Below are 18914 nucleotides of genomic sequence, written 5' to 3'. Positions count from 1 at the left end.
GGATTACGTACATTGATCGAGTCAGCGGACGGTCGGCCAGCCGTCCTTGCCCCAGCTCAGCTCGTTGAGGCCGAGCTTGGGGGTGCCGGAGTCGCCGGCGTCGTAGTAGTGGTACGCGAGTACGTCACGCCCCTTGTCGCGGAAGACGGACTCGCCTCCCGTGCCGACGAACCGGCCGTGCCCGGCGAGGAGCAGCGTGCCGCCGCCCTCCAGGAGCGGGGTGCCGTCCTCGTCCACGTACGGGCCCGTGACCGACGTCGAGCGGCCGACCCGGATCTTGTACGTGGAGTTCACGCCGGAGCAGCACGCGTCGTACGAGGCGAAGAGGTAGTAGTGGCGGCCGTGGTGGACGACGGCCGGGCCCTCGACCGCGTACGGGGAGTCGGGGCGGGTCGCCAGGTGGTGGACGGTCGCGCCCTCGATCGCCTTGCCGGTCCGCGGGCTCAGCTCGACCATTCGGATGCCGGACCAGTACGAGCCGAAGCTCATCCAGAGTTTCCCGTCGGCCCGGACGATCGCCGGGTCGATGGCGTTCCAGGTGTCGGTGGTCCCGGAGCTGAACACCTTGCCGTGGTCCGTCCACGTACCCGGGAGACCCGATGCGGAGGTGGCGACGCCGATCGCCGAGTGGTTCGTGCCCCAGGACGAGACCGCGTAGTAGAGCCAGTACGCGCCGTCGCGGTAGGAGATGTCAGGGGCCCACGGGTCGCCGGTGTCGTTGTACTCGTACCACCAACTCGGCGGCACGGCGAAGGCGTTGCCCTCGTCGGTCCAGTGGACGCGGTCCTTCGAGAGGCGGGCGCCGATGACGCCGCCGGTCGAATAGGCCACGTACTGGCCTGACTTGAGCTTGATGACGGTCGGGTCGTGGACGATCTGCTGGCCGGTGATCGCCTGCGGGTCCGGGTAGGCGGCGTCAGCCTGCGCCGTGGCGGGGAGCAGGGCGAGAAGGGCGGCGGCCGCCACGGCTGCCAGGGGTCTGCCCGCTGTGCGCGCGGTCACTGTCCCGCCAATCCCGTGTGGGCCACGCCCGCCACGATCTGGCGCTGGAAGAAGACGAAGACGACGATCAGGGGCAGGCCCGCCATCAGACCGCCGGCCATCAGCTGGGCCCACTGGATCCCGTACGAGTTCATGACGGTCGCGATGCCGTTCGGCATGGTCATCAGGTCGGGGTTGTTGGTGACCATGTACGGCCACAGGAAGTTGTTCCACGACGCGATGAAGGTGAAGATGCCCACCGCCGCGAGCGAGGGGCGGGCGAGCGGCACGACGATGGTGAAGAAGACCCGCCACCGTCCGGCGCCGTCGATGAACGCGGCCTCCTCCAGCTCCTTGGGGATGCCCTGGAAGAACTTGTAGAGGATGTAGACCATCGCGGCCGGCGCGCACTGCGGCAGGATCATGCCCCAGTACGTGTCGACCATCCCCATCTGCTGGACGGTGGTGAACAGGGGCACGCCGAGGACCGCCGGGGAGACCATGAGTCCGGCCATGACGACGCCCATCAGGACGTTCTTGCCGCGGAACTCGGTGCGGGCGAAGCCGTAGCCGGCGAGCGCGCTCACCGTCAGCACGGTCGCGGTCACACAGACCGACACCACAAGGGAGTTGACGAACCAGTCGGTGATGTTGCCGGTCTCGAAGAGCGCCTTCCAGGCCTGGCCCGTCCACTCCTTCGGCAGCCAGTGCGGCGGCACCTCGACGGCCTCGGTCTCCGACTTCAGCGAGGTGAACAGGGCCCAGGCGAGCGGCGCCAGGAAGACGGCGGAGACGGCGACACCGAGCAGGGTGAGCACGATCTGGCTCGGCGACCAGACGGTGCGCGTACGGGACTTGGCCGGTATCTGCGCGGCGTCGGTGGTCATCGGCCGCCCTCCTCACGGTTGCGCAGCAGCCACATCCGCGCGAGGGCGACGGCCGCGATGATCACGAAGAAGATGATGGAGATGGCGGAGGCGTAGCCCACGCGGTAGCTGGTGAAGCCCTCTTCGAGGGTGTACTGGACGAAGGAGCGTGTGCTGTTCTCCGGCCCCGGCCCGAAGTCCATCATCACGACGGCCTGGTCGAAGAGCTGCAGCGAGGCAAGGATCTGCAGCGTGATGACCAGGCCCGTGATGTTGCGGAGCATCGGCAGCGTGATGTGGACCATGCGGTGCCAGGCGTTCGCGCCGTCCAGCTTCGCGGCCTCGTAGAGGTGGCCGGGGATGCCCTGGAGAGCGGCCAGATAGAGCAGGAACGCGAACCCGACCGTCCACCACAGCGTCTCGATGACGATGGCGAGCATGGCGTAGGACTTGTCGGTGAGCCAGGGCGTGTCGAGGCCGAAGACGTAATTGACCATGCCCGTACCGGGGTTGAACAGCCACTGCCACAGGTTGCCCGCGACGGTGGACGGCAGCAGGAACGGCATGAAGAAACACAGCCGCCACAGCCACTTTCCGCGCTCGATGTGGTGGGCGAGCATCGCGAGGAGGAAGGCGAGGACCGTGATGCAGGGGACGACGAGCAGCGTGAAGTAGGCGCTGCGGCCGAGCGAGTCCCACATCATCGAGTCGTGCAGGGCCTCGCGGTAGTTGTCGAGGCCGATGAAGCTCGCGGCGTCGCCGGAGATGTTGGCGTCCGTGAAGCTGAGGTAGACGCCGCGCACCAGCGGCCAGATCACGAACAGGACGAAGAGAAGAAGGAACGGGGTCACGAACCAGCCGCCGTGCTGGAAGCCCTGTTTGCGGCGGACGGTGGCGCTGTACGCGGCGGTCCTTGCCCGCGCCGGGGCGATGACGGTCTCAGCACTGGTCGTCGTCATGCGACCGCACCTCCTTGCGCGGCAGTGTGCCCGTCCATCGGGTTCTTCATGGCGAGGAGCTTGGCGAGCTGCTTCTTCATGCGGGCGGCGGCCGCGGCCGGCTTGGCGGAGCCCACGGTCGAGGAGACGACGGTCGGGCCGACTTCCTGGGCGAGGATGCCGGTGGAGCCCGCGAACCACACCTTCGGCTCGTTGGCCTGGTGGTCCATGGCGCCGGCGTACTCGTGCTGCGGCTCGAGCTTCCTGTACGCGGCCGTGGACAGGGTCGGCGTGTAGGCGGGGATGTGGCCGCCGGCCGCCCACTGCCGGGCGTGCTTGACGACGTACGCGGCGAGTTGGTGCGCGCCCTCGTTGGTGGCGCCGCCGCGGCCAGCCTGGTGCGGCAGCACGAAGGAGTGCGACTCGGCGTGGGTGGCCTGCTTGCCGAAGACGGGCGGCAGCGGGGTCGCGCCGTACTCCAGCTTCGCGCCGGAGAAGACCGGCACGGACCAGTTGCCCTCCCAGGTGAAGGGGGTGCCGTTGACGAACTGTTCGGCGCCGACGGATCCCATGCCCGGGTTGGCGTACCCGTCGGCGACGTGCTGACGCAGGAACTCAAGGACCTGGGTGGCCTTGTCGGTGTCGAAGGTGACCTCGGTGTTGTCGGCGTTGAACCAGGTGCCGCCGAGCTGGGTGTAGAAGGCGACGAAGAACCACCACTGGAAGTTCTGGTCGTTGACCCACAGGCCGATGGTCTGAAGCCCCTTCCTGGTGGCCTTCTTGGCCTCCTTCAGCATGTCGAACCACTCGCCGGTGGACGTGACGGGCACGAGCCTGCCGTCGTCGCCGATCAGGCCCGTCTTCTTCAGGACGTCCTTGCGGTAGAAGCAGAGCTGGACGTGGATGTCGAGCGGGAGGGCGTAGAGCGTGCCGTCGATGACGGCGCGCTTCCACAGCTTGGGGTTGAAGTCCGCTTCCCGCACGCCGTACTTGGCGAGCAGGTCCATGTCCCAGGGGTCCAGGAGACGGCCCGGCGAGAAGCCGGTGACGCGGCCCAGGTGCATGACGCCGAGGTCGGGCGCCCGATTGCCGGCGGCCGCCATGGCGAGTTTGGTGTAGAAGGGGTTGCCCCACTGGAGGGTCGAGTCCTTCACGTCGATGCCGGGGTTCGCCTTACGGAAGGCGTCCAGCATCGCGATCATGTTGCTTCCGTCGCCGCCGCTGAAGAGGTTCCAGTAGCGCACACGGGTGTCCGCGCCGGAGGCGAGCGCGTCGGCGCCGGTACCGAGCGCCGCGAAGCCCATACTGCCCGCCACGGTCAACCCGCCGATTCCGGCGAGGAGTTGCCTGCGGTTCAGGCCAGGTCGTCCCATGCCCTGCCCTTACTGTTCGAGATATCGAATGATGCTCGTAACTTCGAACGGGACCGTAGATTCGGGATGCGGCGACGTCAATGGGTTGCGCAATACAAAGGTGCGGGACCCCCACCCGCGTGGGGGTCCCGCACCTGTCGGGCACTCGCTCCGGGCTCAGCCCTCGAACGCGGGTTGCGCCAGCCCATGGCCCATGTCGCGCAGGACGAGCAGCGAACCGGCGTACGGGGACGGGGCGTCGAGGCCGACGCGGGCCGACGTGACGTACAGGTCGGTGAGGTCCGCGCCGCCGAAGGCGCACGCGGTGGGGCGCTTCACGGGCAGCTCCACGACGCGGTCGAGCGCGCCGGACGGGGTGTAGCGGCGCAGCGCCGAGCCGTCCCAGAGGGCAACCCACACACACCCGTCGGCGTCGACGGTCAGCCCGTCGGGGTGGCCCGCACCCGCCTCGACGACCGCGAACTCCCGCCGCCGCAAGGCCTGTTGGCCATCGACGTCGAAGACGTCGATGCGCCGCGTCGGGGTGTCGACGTAGTACATGAGCGTGCCGTCGGGGCTCCAGCCGGTGCCGTTGCTGACCGTGACGTCGCCGAGGATCTCGGTGGCGGTCCCGTCGGCGGCGATCCGCACGAGGTTTCCGCCGCCCGGCGTCTCGTCGTACGCCATGCTGCCCGCCCAGAGCGAGCCGTCCGGGGCGATCGCCGCGTCGTTGCCGCGCCGCCCGGGCACGGGATCGCGGTGCAGCCACCGGAAGTCGGTGCCGCCGGGGCCGTACAGGCCGATGCCGTCACGGAGGTTGACGACGAGTCCCGCGCCGCCGGCCCGGGGCTTGGCGGCGCCCACGTGCTGCTCGGTGGCCATGACCGTGCGGCGCCCGGTCGCGGGGTCGTACGTGTGGACCCGGCTGCCGAGGATGTCGACCCAGATCAGCCGGCCGGTCTCCGCGTCCCAGGTGGGGCCCTCCCCGAGCGTGGCCTCCGCGCGGACGGCCACCTCCGGCCTCATCGGCCGGCCCTCCGGTACCCGAGCCGCTCCGACAGGTCGGCGGCGCCCTTCACGGCGAGCTGCGCCAGCTCGTCCTCGCGGGGCGCGCTCCAGCGGATCATCGGCACCGACACGGAGAGCGCGGCGACGACCCGTCCGGAGCGGTCGCGCACGGGGGCGGCGACGCAGCTGACGTCCGGGTTGGACTCGCGGCTCTCGACGGCGACGCCGCGCTCCCGGATGCCGGCGAGGGCCTCGCGCAGGAGGGCCGGGTCGGTGATGCTGTTCTCCGTCATCGCCGCCAGCTCGGCGTCGTCGGGGACGCGGGCCGCCAGTTCGGGCTGCGGCAGGGAGGCGAGGAGCATCTTGCCGACGGACGTGCAGTGCGCGGGCAGCCGGCGCCCCGCGGCGGAGACCATCCGCACGGCGTGGGTGCTGTCGACCTTCGCGATGTAGATGACGTCGGTGTCCTCGAGGATCGCCACGTGCACGGTCTCGTCGCAGGTCTCGGCGACCTCGCGGGCGACCTGCTGGCCCTCGGCGGCGAGGTCGAGCTGCTCCGCGTACCGGCTGCCGAGCTGGTAGGGGCGCACGCCCAGGCGGTAGCGGCCGGGCTCGCCCGGGGCGGTCACGAGGTAGGAGCGGGCGGTCAGCGTCGTCACCAGCTCGTGCACGGTGGTGCGCGGCAGCTGGAGCTTGCGGACGATGTCCGGGGCGGACAGAGTGCCGTCCCCGTCCAGGAACAGCTCGAGTATGTCGAGAGCCCGGGTCACGGCGGGTACGAGACGCCCCACGGCCGGCCCCCTCTCTGATGTTCGAAATTTCAACAGTCGGTCGGTATCACGAACATAGGCTACTCACAGCCGTGTTGAGCGGGCAATGGGCCCGGAGGTGCCTCCGTGCACCGGGACGCTGCCTTGTGACGGCGCTCACACGCCCCGTACGCGTGTCACAGCGGAGGGGGCCTGATCGTCTTAGGGGGCATGACGAACACGGAGCAGACCTCGGAAGAGACCTCGGTACTCATCACCGGCGCCAACAAGGGACTTGGCCTGGAAACGGCCCGACGGCTCGGGGAACTGGGCTGGACGGTCTTCCTCGGCTCGCGTGACGAGGGCCGCGGGCGGGCGGCCGCCGACAAGCTGGCCGCCGGTGGCGCGGACGTGGTGATGGTCCCGCTGGACGTGACCTCGGACGAGTCGGTGGCCGCGGCCGTACGACTCGTCCGCGAGCGCACCGACCGGCTGGCCGTACTCGTCAACAACGCCGGAGCGCCGGGGAAGGGGACCGCGCCCGCGGACGCGACGGCCGACGACATCCATTCCGTCTACGACACCAATGTGTACGGACCGATCAGGGTCACGCAGGCGTTCCTTCCCCTGCTTCGGGCGGCACAGAACCCGCGGGTTGTGATGGTGTCGAGCGCCGGCGGTTCCTTCGCGACCGTGACCGACCCGGAGCAGCCCTTCTCGAAGATCCACGAGCTCGGATACAGCTCGTCGAAGGCGGCGCTGAACATGCTCACCGTCCGGTACGCGCAGGCGCTCCCGGGGATCAAGTTCAACGCCGTCACTCCCGGCGAAGTCGCCAACCGCACGTTCGCCGCCACCGACATGAACGGTCACACCGGCGCGCTGACCGTGACCGAGGGCACCGACTCGATCGTCCGGCTCGCGCTGCTCGACGCCGACGGGCCGACCGGAACGTTCACCGACCGCCTCGGTCCCGTCGCATGGTGATGATCTACGGGTGCGGGCTTTCCGCCACCGAGGCCAGGGAGGAACTTGCGTGAGACGGGTCGAGGAGTTCGAGGAGTTCGAGGAGCTGCGGCCGCTGCTGTTCTCGATCGCCTACCGGATATTGGGCAGCGTGAGCGAGGCCGAGGACGCGGTGCAGGAGACATGGCTGCGCTTCGCGGCGTCCACGACACAGCCCAGGTCGGCCAAGGCGTTCCTGTCGGCGACGGTCACGCGGATCTCGATCGACGTGCTGGGCTCGGCCCGGGTGCGGCGGGAGGCGTACGTCGGGCCGTGGTTCCCCGAGCCGCTGCTGAGCGACCCGTATGAGGATCCGGCGCGCTCGGCGGAGCTGGCCGACTCGGTGTCCATGGCGGCGCTGCTGCTCCTGGAGCGGCTCAGCCCGCTGGAGCGGGCGGTGTTCGTGCTGCGGGAGGTGTTCGCCTTCGGATTCCCCGAGATCGCCTCGGCCGTCGACCGCTCGGAGGCCGCGTGCCGCCAGCTCGCGGTGCGGGCGCGGCGCCACATGGACGCGGGCCGGCCCCGGTTCGAGGCCGACCGCCAGGAGCGGGAGCAACTGGCGGCGCGGTTCTTCGACGCGCTGCGGGAGGGCGACGTCGACGGCCTGCAAGAGCTGCTCGCCGCCGATGTGTCCCTGGTCGGCGACGGCGGCGGCAACGCCCCGCAGCTCGCCAGGCCCGTCGCGGGCGCGAGCAACGTGGCCCGGCTGCTGGCCTCGGTCTTCCCCGTGATGTTCCGGATCGACGTGACGTCCGAGCCGCACGAGATGAACGGTCAGCCGGGCGCGATCCTGCGCGACCGGGACGGCAGGGTCCTCAACACCCTCACCCTCGACGTGCTCGACGGGCAGATCCAGACGATCCGCCTGGTGATCAACCCCGACAAGCTCGGGCACCTGGGCCCGGTGTCGGACCCGTGGGCGGTCGACCGCGAGGTGCGGCAGGCCCGCCGGCGGCCGAAGGACTGACGGGCCGGTCACGGCCCGCCGTGCAGATCCCTCAACCGCCGTGCCCGCAGCACCAGTTCGAGCTCGAAGCGGCGGTCCGGGTCGTCGATCTCGTCGCCCCACAGCTCGCGGATCTGGCGCAGCCGGTAGCGGACGGTCTGCGGGTGGACGCCGAGCCGGGCGGCCACCTCGGGTGCGCCGCCGCGCGTCTCCAGCCAGGCGAGAAGGGTGTCGGCCATGCGGCGGGCGTGGGTGGGGCCGCAGTGGGCGAGGGGCGCGAGCGCGCGGCGCGACAGGTCGTCGATGAGCTCCTCGGGCTGGAGCAGCACGAGGGCCTGGGTGTGTTCGGTGCAGTGGAGCACCTCGCCCGCCGGGAGCAGCCCGCGCGCCACGAGCCGGACCGCGGCCTCGGCCCAGCGCAGGGACTTCGCCGCGTCGGGCAGCGGCACGGGCGGGCCGATCGCGCCGGACCAGCCGGCCATGGCGCGGCGCAGGAGTTCGGGGCGGCCCGCCGCGTCGGGGTCGGGCACGACCATGCGGGGCTGCTCGGTCTCCATGTCGAGGAGCACGCCCTGTCCGACGGCGGGCGCGACGGCCTCGCGCGCGGGGCGCAGGAGGACTCCGACGGAGACCCGGCCGGGCAGGGGCCAGCCGATCCGCGCGGCCCGCTCGGCGAGGGCCCGCGCGGGGTCGGGCGGGGCGGCGCCGCGTTCGGGGTGGTCGGTGTGCTCGGTCTGCTCGGCGAGCAGCAGGTCGATGAGTTTGCGCTGGAGGCGCAGGCGTTCGCCGGCCTGCCGGGCGGCGGCCTCGGCATAGCCGCGTACGGACTGGTCGACGAGTCCGTCGAGGTACTCGAAGCCCGACTCGGCGAGTTCGTACATGGCGGGTGGCGGGATGAGGGCCCGCTGGCCGAGTTCGGCGAGGCGGCGCCACGCCAGGCGTACGCCGAGCCGGTACATGGCCTGGAGGGCGTCGAGGCTGCGGCCGTGCAGGCTCTGGCCGCGGCCGAACTCCTGGAAGACGGCCGGATGGGAGCGCGGCCGGTCCTCCGCGTCGGCGAGCTGGAGCTGCACGAAGCCCTCGATGGCTCTGCGGATGCCGACGAGCGCCATGGGCTCGCCGGACTCGTCGAGCACGAGGGGTAAGTGGGGGTATTCGCGGCGGATCTCCCGAAGGATGTCCTCCGCGAGGGCGGGCGCCTCGGCCATGGCGAGCCCGGCGAACCGTTTCACCTGGAGCCGGGGCACATCGCGCCAGGCCGAGCGCTCGGGCCGCACTGCGCTGTGGGCGGCGGGGCCGCCGGACGGAACGGGGGACACCCCTCAGCGCTCCCGGCCGGCCGTCTCGTACGTCACGAGCGGCACGTTCGGCTGGTCGGGGGTGGCGTTCAGAAGGGCGACGACGCCCAGGGAGGCGCCGAGGGCGAGCACGGCACCTGCCGCGACGGTCAGGGCGGCGGCGAGCAGTCGGTTCATCGCAGGGTCAGCCTCTCGTTCTGGAGGTCGAATCCCCACCCGTGCGCAGCGCGTGCCGGGCCCCGTTCCGGCAAGTGCCCAGTCTCTGCAATGCATTGACACTCCGTCAAGGGTGCGCCTACGGTTCCCGGCCCTAGGCCCCTGCCTATCCGCGTTGCGCCCGCACCAGAGCTCCCTCCCCCACCCCAGGAGTGCCGGATGCGTCGTTCAGCCCACCCGTCTCCCGACCACCACCCCTCAACGAGGCCCTTCGGGCCGCCCCGGCCGAATCCTTTCTCCCTGCTCACGCTGGGTCTCGGCGCGTTCCTGCTCGCCCTGGCCCCGCTGCTCGCGTGGTACGTCGAGCCGCGCGCCGAACGCACCCCCGTCGACGTCGACACGACGACCGTATTCACCGGAACCGGAAGCTACTTCGACACCGGCGCGGTGAAGACCGTGCACGGCAGGAGGATCACCGTCACGCGCCAGGTGCGCGGCGATGTGGCCGCGTCCGAGAAGAGCGGCCGGGCGGTGTGGGACGTGTCCACGTCCGTCGACACCGACGCGTCGCTGCCCGCGGCGGACCCGCACGACGCGCTCCAGTGGACCCTGGAGCGCTGGGTCACCGACCGCAGGACCAACGCGCCGGTGCACTGCTGCGGTGAGCAGCCGTCCTTCGAGGGCGAGGCCTACCTCAAGTTCCCCTTCGACGTACACAAGCGCGCCTACCGCTGGTGGGACAACACGCTCGGCGCGACGGTCACGCTCTCCTACCGGGGCACGAAGAAGATCCAGGGCTACGAGGGCTACCGCTTCACCGGCACGGTCCCCGCCACGAGGACCGGGTCGCGTCTGGTGCCCGGGACGATCGTGGGACAGCCGAAGCGGAATCAGGTGCTTGCCGAGGAGTGGTACGCGAACCACGGCATCGAACTGGTCGCCGACCCGAAGACGGGCCGGATCGTCTACGCGGCGATCGGCCCGCACAAGACGCTGCGCGCGCCCGGTTCGGCGAAGGACGCGGTGGTGCTCCTGGACAGCGAGCGCATCGCGTTCACCCCGGCCACGCAGCGGCAGCAGGTGGCTCTCGCCGACGACGACAGCGGCCGGCTCCGGCTCCTCGGCACGACGCTCCCGCTCGGGGCGGGCACGGCCGGCCTGGTGCTCGCGGCACTGGGTGCCGTGTTCGTCGTACGGGGCAGGGGCGGACGGGGCGGTACGGGCGGGAGGGGGCCGTCGAATCCCGATTCGTCCCCAACAGTGCTGGAACCCTCCACGATGTGATGAGACGTCAGCTCCGGAAAGCTGAGAATTTGTCACCTCGGTGAGTAGCCGCCTCGAACAGCTCGGCGAAAACTGTCCCACCCCACCCCCCGCACAGTTCACGCACGGCCCCCGCACAGCCCCGGCACAGCTCCTTCGTAACCGCCGCCCCGGCACCCCGTTCCGCAGCCTGAGCCAGTCCCAGTAACGGCGTCCGCAAAGGCGTCGTCCCTGAACGCTCCGCGCACGTCCCCCCACACCGTTCCGCACCCCGAGACGAGTTGGAGCACCCATGCCCCAGCACGTGCCCACCCCCCTGCGCACGCCCCACCCGGGCGACGCGCGTCCCCACCCGGCGCTTCCCCCACCGCCGCGCCGGATCGTCTTCCTCGCCCACCGCGACCTCGGCAATCCGGCCGCGGGCGGCTCCGAACTACTCGTCGACCGGCTGGCCGACGGGCTGACCCGCCTGGGCCACGAGGTGACGCTGCTGTGCGGCGGGCCCGCCGCGTTCCGCGACTACCGCGTCGTGTCGGCGGGCGGCGACCTCGGCCACTACCTGCGGGCGCGCTCCGCGTTCGCCCGCCAGGTCGGCGACTGCGACCTGCTCGTGGAGGTGTGCAACGGCATGCCGTATCTGGCGCCGCTGTGGCACCGCGGCCCGACGCTGCGCCTGGTCAACCACGTCCACACCGATCTGTGGCGCATGCGCTTCGGCGGGCCGCTCGCGCCGGCCGCGCGGCTCGGGCGAAGACTGGAGCACTGGGCGCTGTCCGGCGCCGAGCGCCGCGGTCTGCTGGTGGCCGTCTCGCCGTCGACGGCTACCGCGCTGCGGGCACTCGGCGTCGAACGCGAGCGCATCCGCGTCGTCCACAACGGCGTCGAGGAGCCGGGCCCGCGCGCGGACCGCTCCCGTGAGCCGCTGTTCCTCGCCATGGGCCGGCTCGTCGAGTACAAGCGGATCGATCTGCTGCTGCGCCTGTGGGAACGGGTGCGGCCGGTCACCGGCGGCCGGCTCCTCATTGTCGGCGACGGGCCCGAGCGGGACCGGCTGGAACAACTCGCGGGCCCCGGCGTCGAGTTCATGGGTCATGTCTCGGAGGCCGAGAAGAACCGGCTGCTGTGCGAGGCGTGGCTGCTGCTGCACCCCTCCGCCGTGGAGGGGTGGGGCCTGGTCGTCACGGAGGCGGCTGCGCGCGGGACCCCGGCGATCGGTTTCGACGTACCGGGTCTGCGTGACTCCGTCGAGGACGGCGTCACCGGTCTTCTCGCACGCGGCGAGTCGTCGTTCGCGGCGGCCTGGTGCGCGCTGGCCCTGTCCGGACAGCGGCGCCGGCTGATGGGCAAGGCCGCCGAGGAGCGCGCCGCGACCTTCCGCTGGGCTCACACGGTGCGGCAGTTCAGAGCCGTGGCCGCCGAGGCGGTGAGGAGCCCCGCGCCATGACGCACTCGACACGGACCACCCCGCCCGACCCGTCGCTTCGCCGCTCGCTCGCCCTGTTCCGCGCGTTCCTGCGCGAACAGCAGGACCCCGAGGCCTGCTACTCCCTGCTGGCCCGCGACGCCGCCGACCAGGTCGAGGCGGTCTGCGGGGGCCTTGCGGGGAAGGTCGTCGTCGATGTGGGCGGCGGGTCCGGCTACTTCACGCGGGAGTTCCGGCGGCGCGGCGCGCACGGCTTCCTCTTCGAGCCCGACGCGCAGGAGCTGGGCGCGCGGCCGGCCGCGCCCGCTGTCGTCGCGGACGGCTATCTGCTGCCGCTCGCGGAGGGCGCGGCCGATGTCACGTTCTCCTCGAACGTCCTGGAGCACGTGGCCGACCCGCAGACGTTCCTCAGCGAGCTGGTCCGGGTGACCCGGCCCGGCGGGATCGTCTATCTCTCGTTCACCAACTGGCTCTCCCCGTGGGGCGGTCACGAGTGGGCGCCCTGGCACTACCTGGGCGCCGACCGGGCCAGCGCCCGCTATCAGCGGCGCACGGGCAGGCCGCCCAAGCACACGCTCGGCGAGAACCTCTTCGCGCATCACATCGGCCCGACGCTGCGCCAGGTCAGGGCCCGCGACGACATCACCGTCGTCTCCGCGCGCTCCCGCTACTGGCCCTTCCTCGCGGCGACCGTCGCGAAGGTGCCGGGGGTGCGCGAGTTCGCCACCTGGAACCTCCTCCTCATCCTCCGGCGGTGTTCTCCATGACGAGCACGGTCCAGGCGCCGCCCCCGGCGGCGGCCCGCCCCGCCCCCTCCCGGCCAGGACACGGGCGGGGGCCGCGCTCGCGGCGCTGGCTGCTGGCCTTCTGGGCGACGCTGTTCGTGCTGTTCGTGGCGGTGTCGCCCGGACGCATGACGTTCGACACGAAGCTGGGTGTCGCACTCGACCCGTGGAAGTTCCTCACGGACCTGGGCGACCTGTGGCACGACCGGGCGGGCTTCGGCGGGATCTTCGACCAGTACGTGGGCTACTCGTTCCCGATGCTGCCCTATTACGGGCTCGCGCGGCTGACGCATCTGCCGGTGTGGCTGGCCGAGCGGCTGTGGCTGTCGGTCATCGTGACGGTGGCGTTCTGGGGTGCCCTGCGCCTCGCGGAGCGCCTGAGGATCGGCAGCCCGCGGACCCGGCTGCTCGGCGCGGTGGCCTACGCGCTGTGGCCGGCGTTCACGATCGTCGTCGGCTCGACGTCGGCGGCCGCCCTGCCGGGCGCGTTTCTGCCGTGGGTGCTGCTGCCCCTCACGAACGACCGCACGAGCGCGCGCGTCGCGGCGACGCGCTCGGCGCTCCTCATCCCGTTCATGGGCGGGGTGAACGCGGCGGCCACTCTCGCCTCCCTCCTCCCGGTGGGTCTCTATCTCCTCTCCCGCCCGGCCGGCCCGCGCCGCCGCAAGCTGATCGCGTGGTGGACCCCGTCGGTGATCCTCGCGACGGCCTGGTGGATCCTGCCGCTGCTCCTCCTGGGCGTGTACGGCGAGAACTTCCTTCCGTACGTGGAGACTTCACAGACCACGACCGGCACCATGTCGGCCGCCGAGTCCCTGCGCGGCGCCGGGAACTGGGTGGCGTACCTGCACTTCGGCGAGGCCTGGCTGCCGGCGGGCTGGACGGTCGCGACGGCGGCCGTGACCGTCGCCGGGTCGGCGCTCGCGGCGGCCTTCGGGCTCGCGGGGCTCGCCCGCCGCGATCTGCCGGAACGCCGCTGGCTCGTCCTAACGGTCCTCACGGTCGCACTGATCACCCTCGCGGGCTACGGCGGCGCGCTCGGCGCACCCTTCCACTCCACGGTGCAGTCCTGGCTGAACGGCGGCCTGGTCCCGTTCCGCAACATCTACAAGTTCCAGACCGGCCTCGGGCTCGCCCTGGCCTTCGGGCTGATGCATGTGACGGCGGTCGCGGCCGAGGCGCGCGGCGCCCGCCCCCTGCGCCACCGCCGGTACGCGCCCCTCCTGGCGGCGGTGCTGATCCTGCCGGGTCTCGCCTGGCCGTACCTCAACGGCTCGATCCTGCAACCGGGTTCGTTCCGCTCCCTGCCCGCGTACTGGGACACGACGGCGCACTGGCTGAAGAAGTACTCGCCCGACTCGCGCGCCCTCGTCGTGCCCGCCACCGCGCACGGCATCTACACCTGGGGCTCCCCCATCGACCAGCCCCTCGACGTCCTCGCCGACTCGCGCTGGGCGCAGCGCGACTACGTCCCGTTCGGCACGCCCGGCAACCGCCGCGCCCTCGACGCCGTCGAGCAGGCCCTGACCACCGGCGGTGAAGTCCCCGGCCTCCAGGACTACTTGAGCCGGGCGGGCCTGCACTTCGTCGTCGTACGGGGCGACCTCGACCCCGACCAGCTGGGCTACGTACCGACCGCGACCGTCAAGCGCACCCTGGAGGAGTCCGGGTACCGGCGCGTCACCGGGTTCGGGCCCGTCACGACCGGCGGGCGCATCGCCGAGGGCACCCCGCTCCAGGTCGAGGGGCTCTATCCGCGCCGGCGGGCGGTGGAGATCTACGCGCCCGGCTCCGCGCGGCGCCCCGGCCAAGCCGCCCTGCTCCCGGTCTCCGGCACGGCGGAGGTCAGCGGCGGCCCCGAGTCGCTCCTGCCGCTGTCCGCCGACCCGGCGATGCGCGGCAGGCCCACCGTCCTGGCCGGCGACAACCACCCGGGCATCGGTACGCCCGCGCTGCGCACGGCCGGTGACGGCCTTCGCCGCGCCGACACCCGCTTCGGCCTGGTCGGCTCCAACACCTCGTACACGTACACGCCGACCGAGCGGAACTCCCCGGGCAGCACGCAGGATCCGGGGGCGAAGCCACGGCAGATCCTGCCGGGCGAGGGGATCCGTCATCAGACGACCGCCGTGCTGCGCGGCGCCGCGCAGGTCACGGCGTCGTCGAGCGGGAACTGGCTGTTCCACCTGCCGCAGTACGACCCGGTGAACGCGTTCGACGGGAACCCGGACACGGCGTGGGCGGAGGGCACACCGGGCACGCCCGACGGGCAGTGGCTGCGGATCGCGTTCTCTTCGAAGACACCCGTGCCCGGCACGCTCCAGGTGACTCCCCTGCCGCAGGAGGGAGTCAGGGCCGCGCCGACCCGGATCCGCGTACAGACAGAAACGGGCTCAGCCACCTCGGCCCTTCAGGCGAACGGCAAGCGCCAGAGCGTCAAGGCGTCGGCGGGCAACACCAGTTGGCTGCGGATCACGATCCTGGGCGCGCAGGCGGGGCACACGGGTCTCGCGGGCGCGGGCTTCTCGGACGTCGACATCCCGGGCGTCCAGGTGAGCCGGCTGCTTCGGCTGCCCCAGGACTCCACGGACGCGCAGCAGTTCAGTTTCCACGCGACCACCGAGGAGCCGAACCTCGGGCGCCGGTTCACGACCGCCGAAGGCGGCACGTACACCCTCAAGGCGAGCGCGCGGCCCGCTCCGGGCGACGCGTTCGACAAGCTCCTCTACGAGGTGGCGCCCGATCAGCGCCGCCGCATCACGGCCACCGCGGACTCCACGTCCGCGCTCGGCGGCGACCTGTCGGCGCGCAATCTCACGGACGGCGACCTGACCACGGCATGGATCGCGGGCGACCGGCCCACCATCCATCTGCGCTGGCCGGACAAGCAGCCGGTGGGGGAAGTCGTACTCGCCGCCGCCGGCGGCCTGTCCACCCGCCCCGAGAAGATCGAGATCAGCTCGCCGGACGGGGCGGCCGTGGCGGGCGTCGACGAGAACGGCGTGGCCCGCTTCGACCCGATCACCACGGACCGCCTGGACATCACCGTCACCGCGACGGCTCCCCTCACCGTCCACAACCCGGTGGCGGACGCCGATCTGCAACTGCCGGTGGGGCTGACGGAGGCGTACCTCCCGGCGCTCGACCAGTACCGCACCCCGCAGCCGTCGCCCACCCGCAAGTTCAGCCTGCCGTGCGGCAAGGGCCCGGACGTCACGGTCGACGGCACACGCCACCGGACCGGTGCGAAGGGAACGGTCAGGGACCTCGTGGAGCGCCGCCCGATCGACGTGACGCTGTGCGGGCAGGCCCCTGTGTCGCTGGCGCTCCCCGCCGGCACCCACACCCTGGAGACACCGCAGGACAAGGGCCCCCTCCGCCTCACCGACGCCACCCTCACCCGCACCGACGCACCCTCCACCACCCCGCCCGCCGGCCGCGCCCTGCGCATCCGCGACTGGCTCGGCGACCGCAGGGAGGTGACCGTCGGCACCGGCCCCGCCACCTATCTGACGACGTACGAGAACGTCAACGACGGCTGGAAGGCGACCCTCGACGGCAAGGAGCTGACCCCCTTGCGCCTGGACGGCTGGCAGCAGGGCTTCCTCGTCCCCCAGGGCGCGGGCGGCACCGTGAAGCTGAGCTACGAACCGGCGCGGACGTACGAGGCGGGCCTGTTCGGCGGGGCCGCGGGCGTGCTCGCGCTGGCCGGGATCGCCCTCTTCCGGCGGCGCGCCGCGACCACAGATGTGACGCCGCCCGCCCCGCCGCCCGGGCTGCTGCTCGGCACGGTGGCGCTCACCCTGGTCGGCGCGGTGATCGCGGGTCCGCTCGCGCTGCTCGTCCCGGCGCTCGCGCTCGTGGCGTGGCGGCGGCACGCGCTCCTCGTCCCGATCGCGTTCCTGGCGATGGCGGGTGCGGGGGTCGCCGCCGCGGTGGGAGCCGGGGAGCCGTCCCGGGCGTCCGCGGGCGCCTTCGGGCCGGTGGCCCAACTCCTCGCGCTGGTCGCCCTGTTCGCGGCGCTGGCGACCACCCGTAGGCCGCCGGACACCGCGGCCGGCCCGTCGCAGGAAGGCGAAGCATGAGCATTCCGGCCCCGCCCGCGCCGCGGCGCGTCCCGTTCCCCGTGGTCGACGAGGTCGCCCGGCACTGTCTCCAGGACGAGGAGCCGGAGACCGTCCACATCGAGGTCCACCTGCCGGGCACCCCGGACCCCGCCCGGCTGACGGCCGCCTTCGCCGAGGCGCTGCACCGCCATCCGCGCATCCTGATGCGGGAGGCGGCGGGCCCCTGGTACCGGCGGCGCTACGAGTGGGAGCTGACCCGCGGACCCGATGTGGACGTGGTCACCTTCCCGCCGCCGGGACCGGACGCGCTGGGGGACGCCCGGACGCGCGCGCTGACGCACGCCCCGCCGCTGACCGCGTCGCCGCCGATCCGTCTGGAGGTGGTGCGGGAGCGGGAGGACGGTGCCGCGGTCCTCTTCCTCACCATCAACCACACCGCTCTGGACGGCCCGGCCTGTCTGCGCGTCCTCGCGACGGCGGCCGAGATCTACGGGGGCCATGACGACGCCCCCGGCGCGCCTCCGCCACACCGGGCGCCGCCCGGGGCGCCGGGGCCCGCCCTGCGCGGGCCCTCGCCGTGGACCCCGCCCGCCCGCGTCGCCCCCGGCACCCCCGACACCTCACCCGCCCTCTCACCCGGCGTCTCACCCGGCGTCTCACCCGGAAACGGACTCCTGGTCGCGGACCTGCCCGTGCCGCACCGGCCCGCCGGCGCCCCGTACACCGTCAACGACCAGCTCATGGCCGCCACCGCCCTGATGATCACGCACTGGAACAGGGAGCACGGCGCGCGCCCGCGCCCGGTGCGCATCACGATGCCGGTGGACGACCGGCCCCGGGGCGCGGACATGCCCATCGGCAACGGCACCCGGCTCGTCGAAGTCACCTTCGAACCCCAGGAGTTGACCTCCACGGGCATTCCGCTCCTGCTGCACCGCACCTCGGTGCGCACCCGCGCGCTCAAGGCCCTCGACCGGCCCCAGCTCGGTCACGGCGCCGCCCTCCTCACCGCTCCGCTCGCCCCGGTCGCCTGGCGCGCCGCGGTCACCCGCGGGCTGCGCAGGGCAGCCGCACCCTGGACGTCGACCACGCTGCTCAGCAACATCGGCCGCGTCCCCTACCCGCTCGACTTCGGCGACGCGGGCCGCGCCCACGCCGTCTGGTTCTCGGCCCCCGCGCGCATGCCGCGCGGCCTGACCGTGACGACCGCTTCCACGGCGGGCCGGCTGCACCTCGCCCTGCGCTGGTCACGCACCCTGCTCGGACCGGGCGACGGCGACCGGCTGCGGGACCTGTTCGAGCACTACCTGCACGCGACGCAGGAGGCGACGCCATGACCACCACGTCCGCCCCGCCCGGGCTGCGGGACTTCTACGAGGACCCGGCAACCCCGGTCGCCTCCGGCGAACAGCGCTCCCACCGCCAGGCCCGCGCGCTGGCCGCCGCGCTCGGCCGGCCCGCGCCCTTCCCCGCCACCGTCGTCGACATCGGCTGCGGCGACGGACAGGCCGCGGCCACCGCGGCGCCGCTCCTCGCGGGCCACCGCATCGTCGGCGTCGACTGGTCGCAGGACGCCCTCAAGCGGGCCAGGGCCCGTATCCCGGACGTGGTCCGCGGTGAACTCACCGCGAGCGGGCTGCCGTTCGCGGCGGGATCCGCCGATGCCGTCCTGTTCAGCGAGGTGATCGAGCACCTCGTCGACCCCGATGCCGCCCTCGACGAGATCCGCCGGATCCTGCGCCCCGGCGGCCATCTCATGCTGTCCACGCCGAACCTCGCCGCCTGGTACAACCGCGCGCTGCTGCTCGCCGGAGTGCAGCCCGTCTTCTCCGAGGTCAGCCTGCGCGCCGTGCACGGCCGCCCGGGCAGCGAGGTCGTGGGCCATCTGCGGCTGTACACGGCCCGCGCACTGCGCTCGTTCGTCGCCGCGGCGGGCTTCGACGTCGTACGGGTCACGGGCGCGCCCTTCCACGGGGTGCCGCGCCCGCTGCGCCCCCTGGACCGGCTCGCCTGCGCGGCGCCGTCCCTCTCCTCGATCCTCCTGCTGCACGCCAGGAAGTCGTGAGCGGGATGACCG

The 18914-nt window shown here is 72.4% G+C and carries 16 protein-coding genes; 8 read left to right on the top strand and 8 right to left on the bottom strand.

What is annotated here, in order from left to right; all coding sequences use genetic code 11:
• Nucleotides 1-21 precede the first annotated feature (21 nt).
• The 6 genes from OHA58_RS24700 to OHA58_RS24675 all read right to left on the bottom strand — a co-directional run bounded on the left by OHA58_RS24700 (nt 22) and on the right by OHA58_RS24675 (nt 5936).
• Nucleotides 22-1002 carry an arabinan endo-1,5-alpha-L-arabinosidase gene (locus OHA58_RS24700; RefSeq protein WP_405481446.1) on the bottom strand — a complete coding sequence of 327 codons (981 nt, stop codon included), beginning with the start codon at nt 1000-1002 and terminating at the stop codon, nt 22-24.
• Entirely contained in the window at nt 999-1868 is an 870-nt protein-coding gene (locus OHA58_RS24695) for a carbohydrate ABC transporter permease (RefSeq protein ID WP_405481445.1), read from the bottom strand. The genes OHA58_RS24700 and OHA58_RS24695 overlap by 4 nt, the downstream gene beginning before the upstream one ends.
• On the bottom strand, nt 1865-2806 hold the full coding sequence (locus OHA58_RS24690) for a carbohydrate ABC transporter permease (RefSeq protein WP_405481443.1): 942 nt from the start codon (nt 2804-2806) through the stop codon (nt 1865-1867). The genes OHA58_RS24695 and OHA58_RS24690 overlap by 4 nt, the downstream gene beginning before the upstream one ends.
• Nucleotides 2803-4158, bottom strand: a complete 1356-nt coding sequence (locus OHA58_RS24685; protein ID WP_405481442.1) for an extracellular solute-binding protein — start codon at nt 4156-4158, stop codon at nt 2803-2805. The genes OHA58_RS24690 and OHA58_RS24685 overlap by 4 nt, the downstream gene beginning before the upstream one ends.
• A gap of 156 nt (nt 4159-4314) precedes the next feature.
• Nucleotides 4315-5163, bottom strand: a complete 849-nt coding sequence (locus tag OHA58_RS24680) for an SMP-30/gluconolactonase/LRE family protein (protein ID WP_405481440.1) — start codon at nt 5161-5163, stop codon at nt 4315-4317.
• Nucleotides 5160-5936, bottom strand: a complete 777-nt coding sequence (locus OHA58_RS24675) for an IclR family transcriptional regulator (protein ID WP_405481439.1) — start codon at nt 5934-5936, stop codon at nt 5160-5162. The genes OHA58_RS24680 and OHA58_RS24675 overlap by 4 nt, the downstream gene beginning before the upstream one ends.
• A 189-nt stretch (nt 5937-6125) precedes the next feature.
• On the opposite strand from OHA58_RS24675, the gene OHA58_RS24670 reads away from it, so the two are divergent.
• Complete coding sequence (locus tag OHA58_RS24670) at nt 6126-6881, top strand: SDR family oxidoreductase (protein ID WP_405481437.1); 756 nt, start codon at nt 6126-6128, stop codon at nt 6879-6881.
• A gap of 49 nt (nt 6882-6930) precedes the next feature.
• Nucleotides 6931-7866 (top strand): RNA polymerase sigma-70 factor, encoded by a 936-nt coding sequence (locus OHA58_RS24665; RefSeq protein ID WP_405481436.1) that lies wholly within the window; start codon nt 6931-6933, stop codon nt 7864-7866.
• Between the two features lie 8 nt (nt 7867-7874).
• On the opposite strand, the gene OHA58_RS24660 is transcribed toward OHA58_RS24665, so the two are convergent.
• Complete coding sequence (locus tag OHA58_RS24660; RefSeq protein WP_405481434.1) at nt 7875-9164, bottom strand: helix-turn-helix domain-containing protein; 1290 nt, start codon at nt 9162-9164, stop codon at nt 7875-7877.
• 3 nt (nt 9165-9167) lie between these two features.
• Nucleotides 9168-9320 (bottom strand): hypothetical protein, encoded by a 153-nt coding sequence (locus OHA58_RS24655; RefSeq protein WP_165914430.1) that lies wholly within the window; start codon nt 9318-9320, stop codon nt 9168-9170.
• A 198-nt stretch (nt 9321-9518) separates the two neighbouring features.
• Between OHA58_RS24655 and OHA58_RS24650 the strand changes: the two genes are divergently transcribed.
• From OHA58_RS24650 to OHA58_RS24625, 6 genes are all read left to right on the top strand, one after another.
• Nucleotides 9519-10583: a DUF3068 domain-containing protein gene (locus OHA58_RS24650; protein WP_405481433.1), complete on the top strand. Its 1065-nt coding sequence runs from the start codon at nt 9519-9521 to the stop codon at nt 10581-10583.
• A 271-nt stretch (nt 10584-10854) separates the two neighbouring features.
• Nucleotides 10855-12006: a glycosyltransferase family 4 protein gene (locus OHA58_RS24645; RefSeq protein ID WP_405481432.1), complete on the top strand. Its 1152-nt coding sequence runs from the start codon at nt 10855-10857 to the stop codon at nt 12004-12006.
• Nucleotides 12003-12752, top strand: coding sequence for a class I SAM-dependent methyltransferase (locus OHA58_RS24640; RefSeq protein WP_405481431.1), 750 nt, complete (start codon nt 12003-12005; stop codon nt 12750-12752). Before OHA58_RS24645 ends, OHA58_RS24640 begins: the two co-directional genes overlap by 4 nt.
• Nucleotides 12749-16855, top strand: coding sequence for an alpha-(1->3)-arabinofuranosyltransferase family protein (locus OHA58_RS24635; RefSeq protein WP_405481429.1), 4107 nt, complete (start codon nt 12749-12751; stop codon nt 16853-16855). The genes OHA58_RS24640 and OHA58_RS24635 overlap by 4 nt, the downstream gene beginning before the upstream one ends.
• Complete coding sequence (locus OHA58_RS24630; protein ID WP_405481427.1) at nt 16852-18174, top strand: condensation protein; 1323 nt, start codon at nt 16852-16854, stop codon at nt 18172-18174. Before OHA58_RS24635 ends, OHA58_RS24630 begins: the two co-directional genes overlap by 4 nt.
• Nucleotides 18171-18902 carry a class I SAM-dependent methyltransferase gene (locus OHA58_RS24625; protein ID WP_405481425.1) on the top strand — a complete coding sequence of 244 codons (732 nt, stop codon included), beginning with the start codon at nt 18171-18173 and terminating at the stop codon, nt 18900-18902. The genes OHA58_RS24630 and OHA58_RS24625 overlap by 4 nt, the downstream gene beginning before the upstream one ends.
• Nucleotides 18903-18914: the final 12 nt, after the last annotated feature.

This window comes from Streptomyces sp. NBC_00009 (assembly GCF_045040855.1).
Taxonomy (GTDB): Bacteria; Actinomycetota; Actinomycetes; order Streptomycetales; family Streptomycetaceae; genus Streptomyces; species Streptomyces aureus.
This window is presented reverse-complemented; position numbering and strand designations above follow the sequence as displayed.

Bases quoted from the DNA above. Each gene is read 5' to 3' on its own strand.
- OHA58_RS24695 (WP_405481445.1), bottom strand. From the start codon at position 1,868: ATGACCACCGACGCCGCGCAGATACCGGCCAAGTCCCGTACGCGCACC.
- OHA58_RS24690 (WP_405481443.1), bottom strand. From the start codon at position 2,806: ATGACGACGACCAGTGCTGAGACCGTCATCGCCCCGGCGCGGGCAAGG.
- OHA58_RS24685 (WP_405481442.1), bottom strand. From the start codon at position 4,158: ATGGGACGACCTGGCCTGAACCGCAGGCAACTCCTCGCCGGAATCGGC.
- OHA58_RS24680 (WP_405481440.1), bottom strand. From the start codon at position 5,163: ATGAGGCCGGAGGTGGCCGTCCGCGCGGAGGCCACGCTCGGGGAGGGC.
- OHA58_RS24670 (WP_405481437.1), top strand. From the start codon at position 6,126: ATGACGAACACGGAGCAGACCTCGGAAGAGACCTCGGTACTCATCACC.
- OHA58_RS24655 (WP_165914430.1), bottom strand. From the start codon at position 9,320: ATGAACCGACTGCTCGCCGCCGCCCTGACCGTCGCGGCAGGTGCCGTG.
- OHA58_RS24650 (WP_405481433.1), top strand. From the start codon at position 9,519: ATGCGTCGTTCAGCCCACCCGTCTCCCGACCACCACCCCTCAACGAGG.
- OHA58_RS24645 (WP_405481432.1), top strand. From the start codon at position 10,855: ATGCCCCAGCACGTGCCCACCCCCCTGCGCACGCCCCACCCGGGCGAC.
- OHA58_RS24640 (WP_405481431.1), top strand. From the start codon at position 12,003: ATGACGCACTCGACACGGACCACCCCGCCCGACCCGTCGCTTCGCCGC.
- OHA58_RS24635 (WP_405481429.1), top strand. From the start codon at position 12,749: ATGACGAGCACGGTCCAGGCGCCGCCCCCGGCGGCGGCCCGCCCCGCC.
- OHA58_RS24630 (WP_405481427.1), top strand. From the start codon at position 16,852: ATGAGCATTCCGGCCCCGCCCGCGCCGCGGCGCGTCCCGTTCCCCGTG.
- OHA58_RS24625 (WP_405481425.1), top strand. From the start codon at position 18,171: ATGACCACCACGTCCGCCCCGCCCGGGCTGCGGGACTTCTACGAGGAC.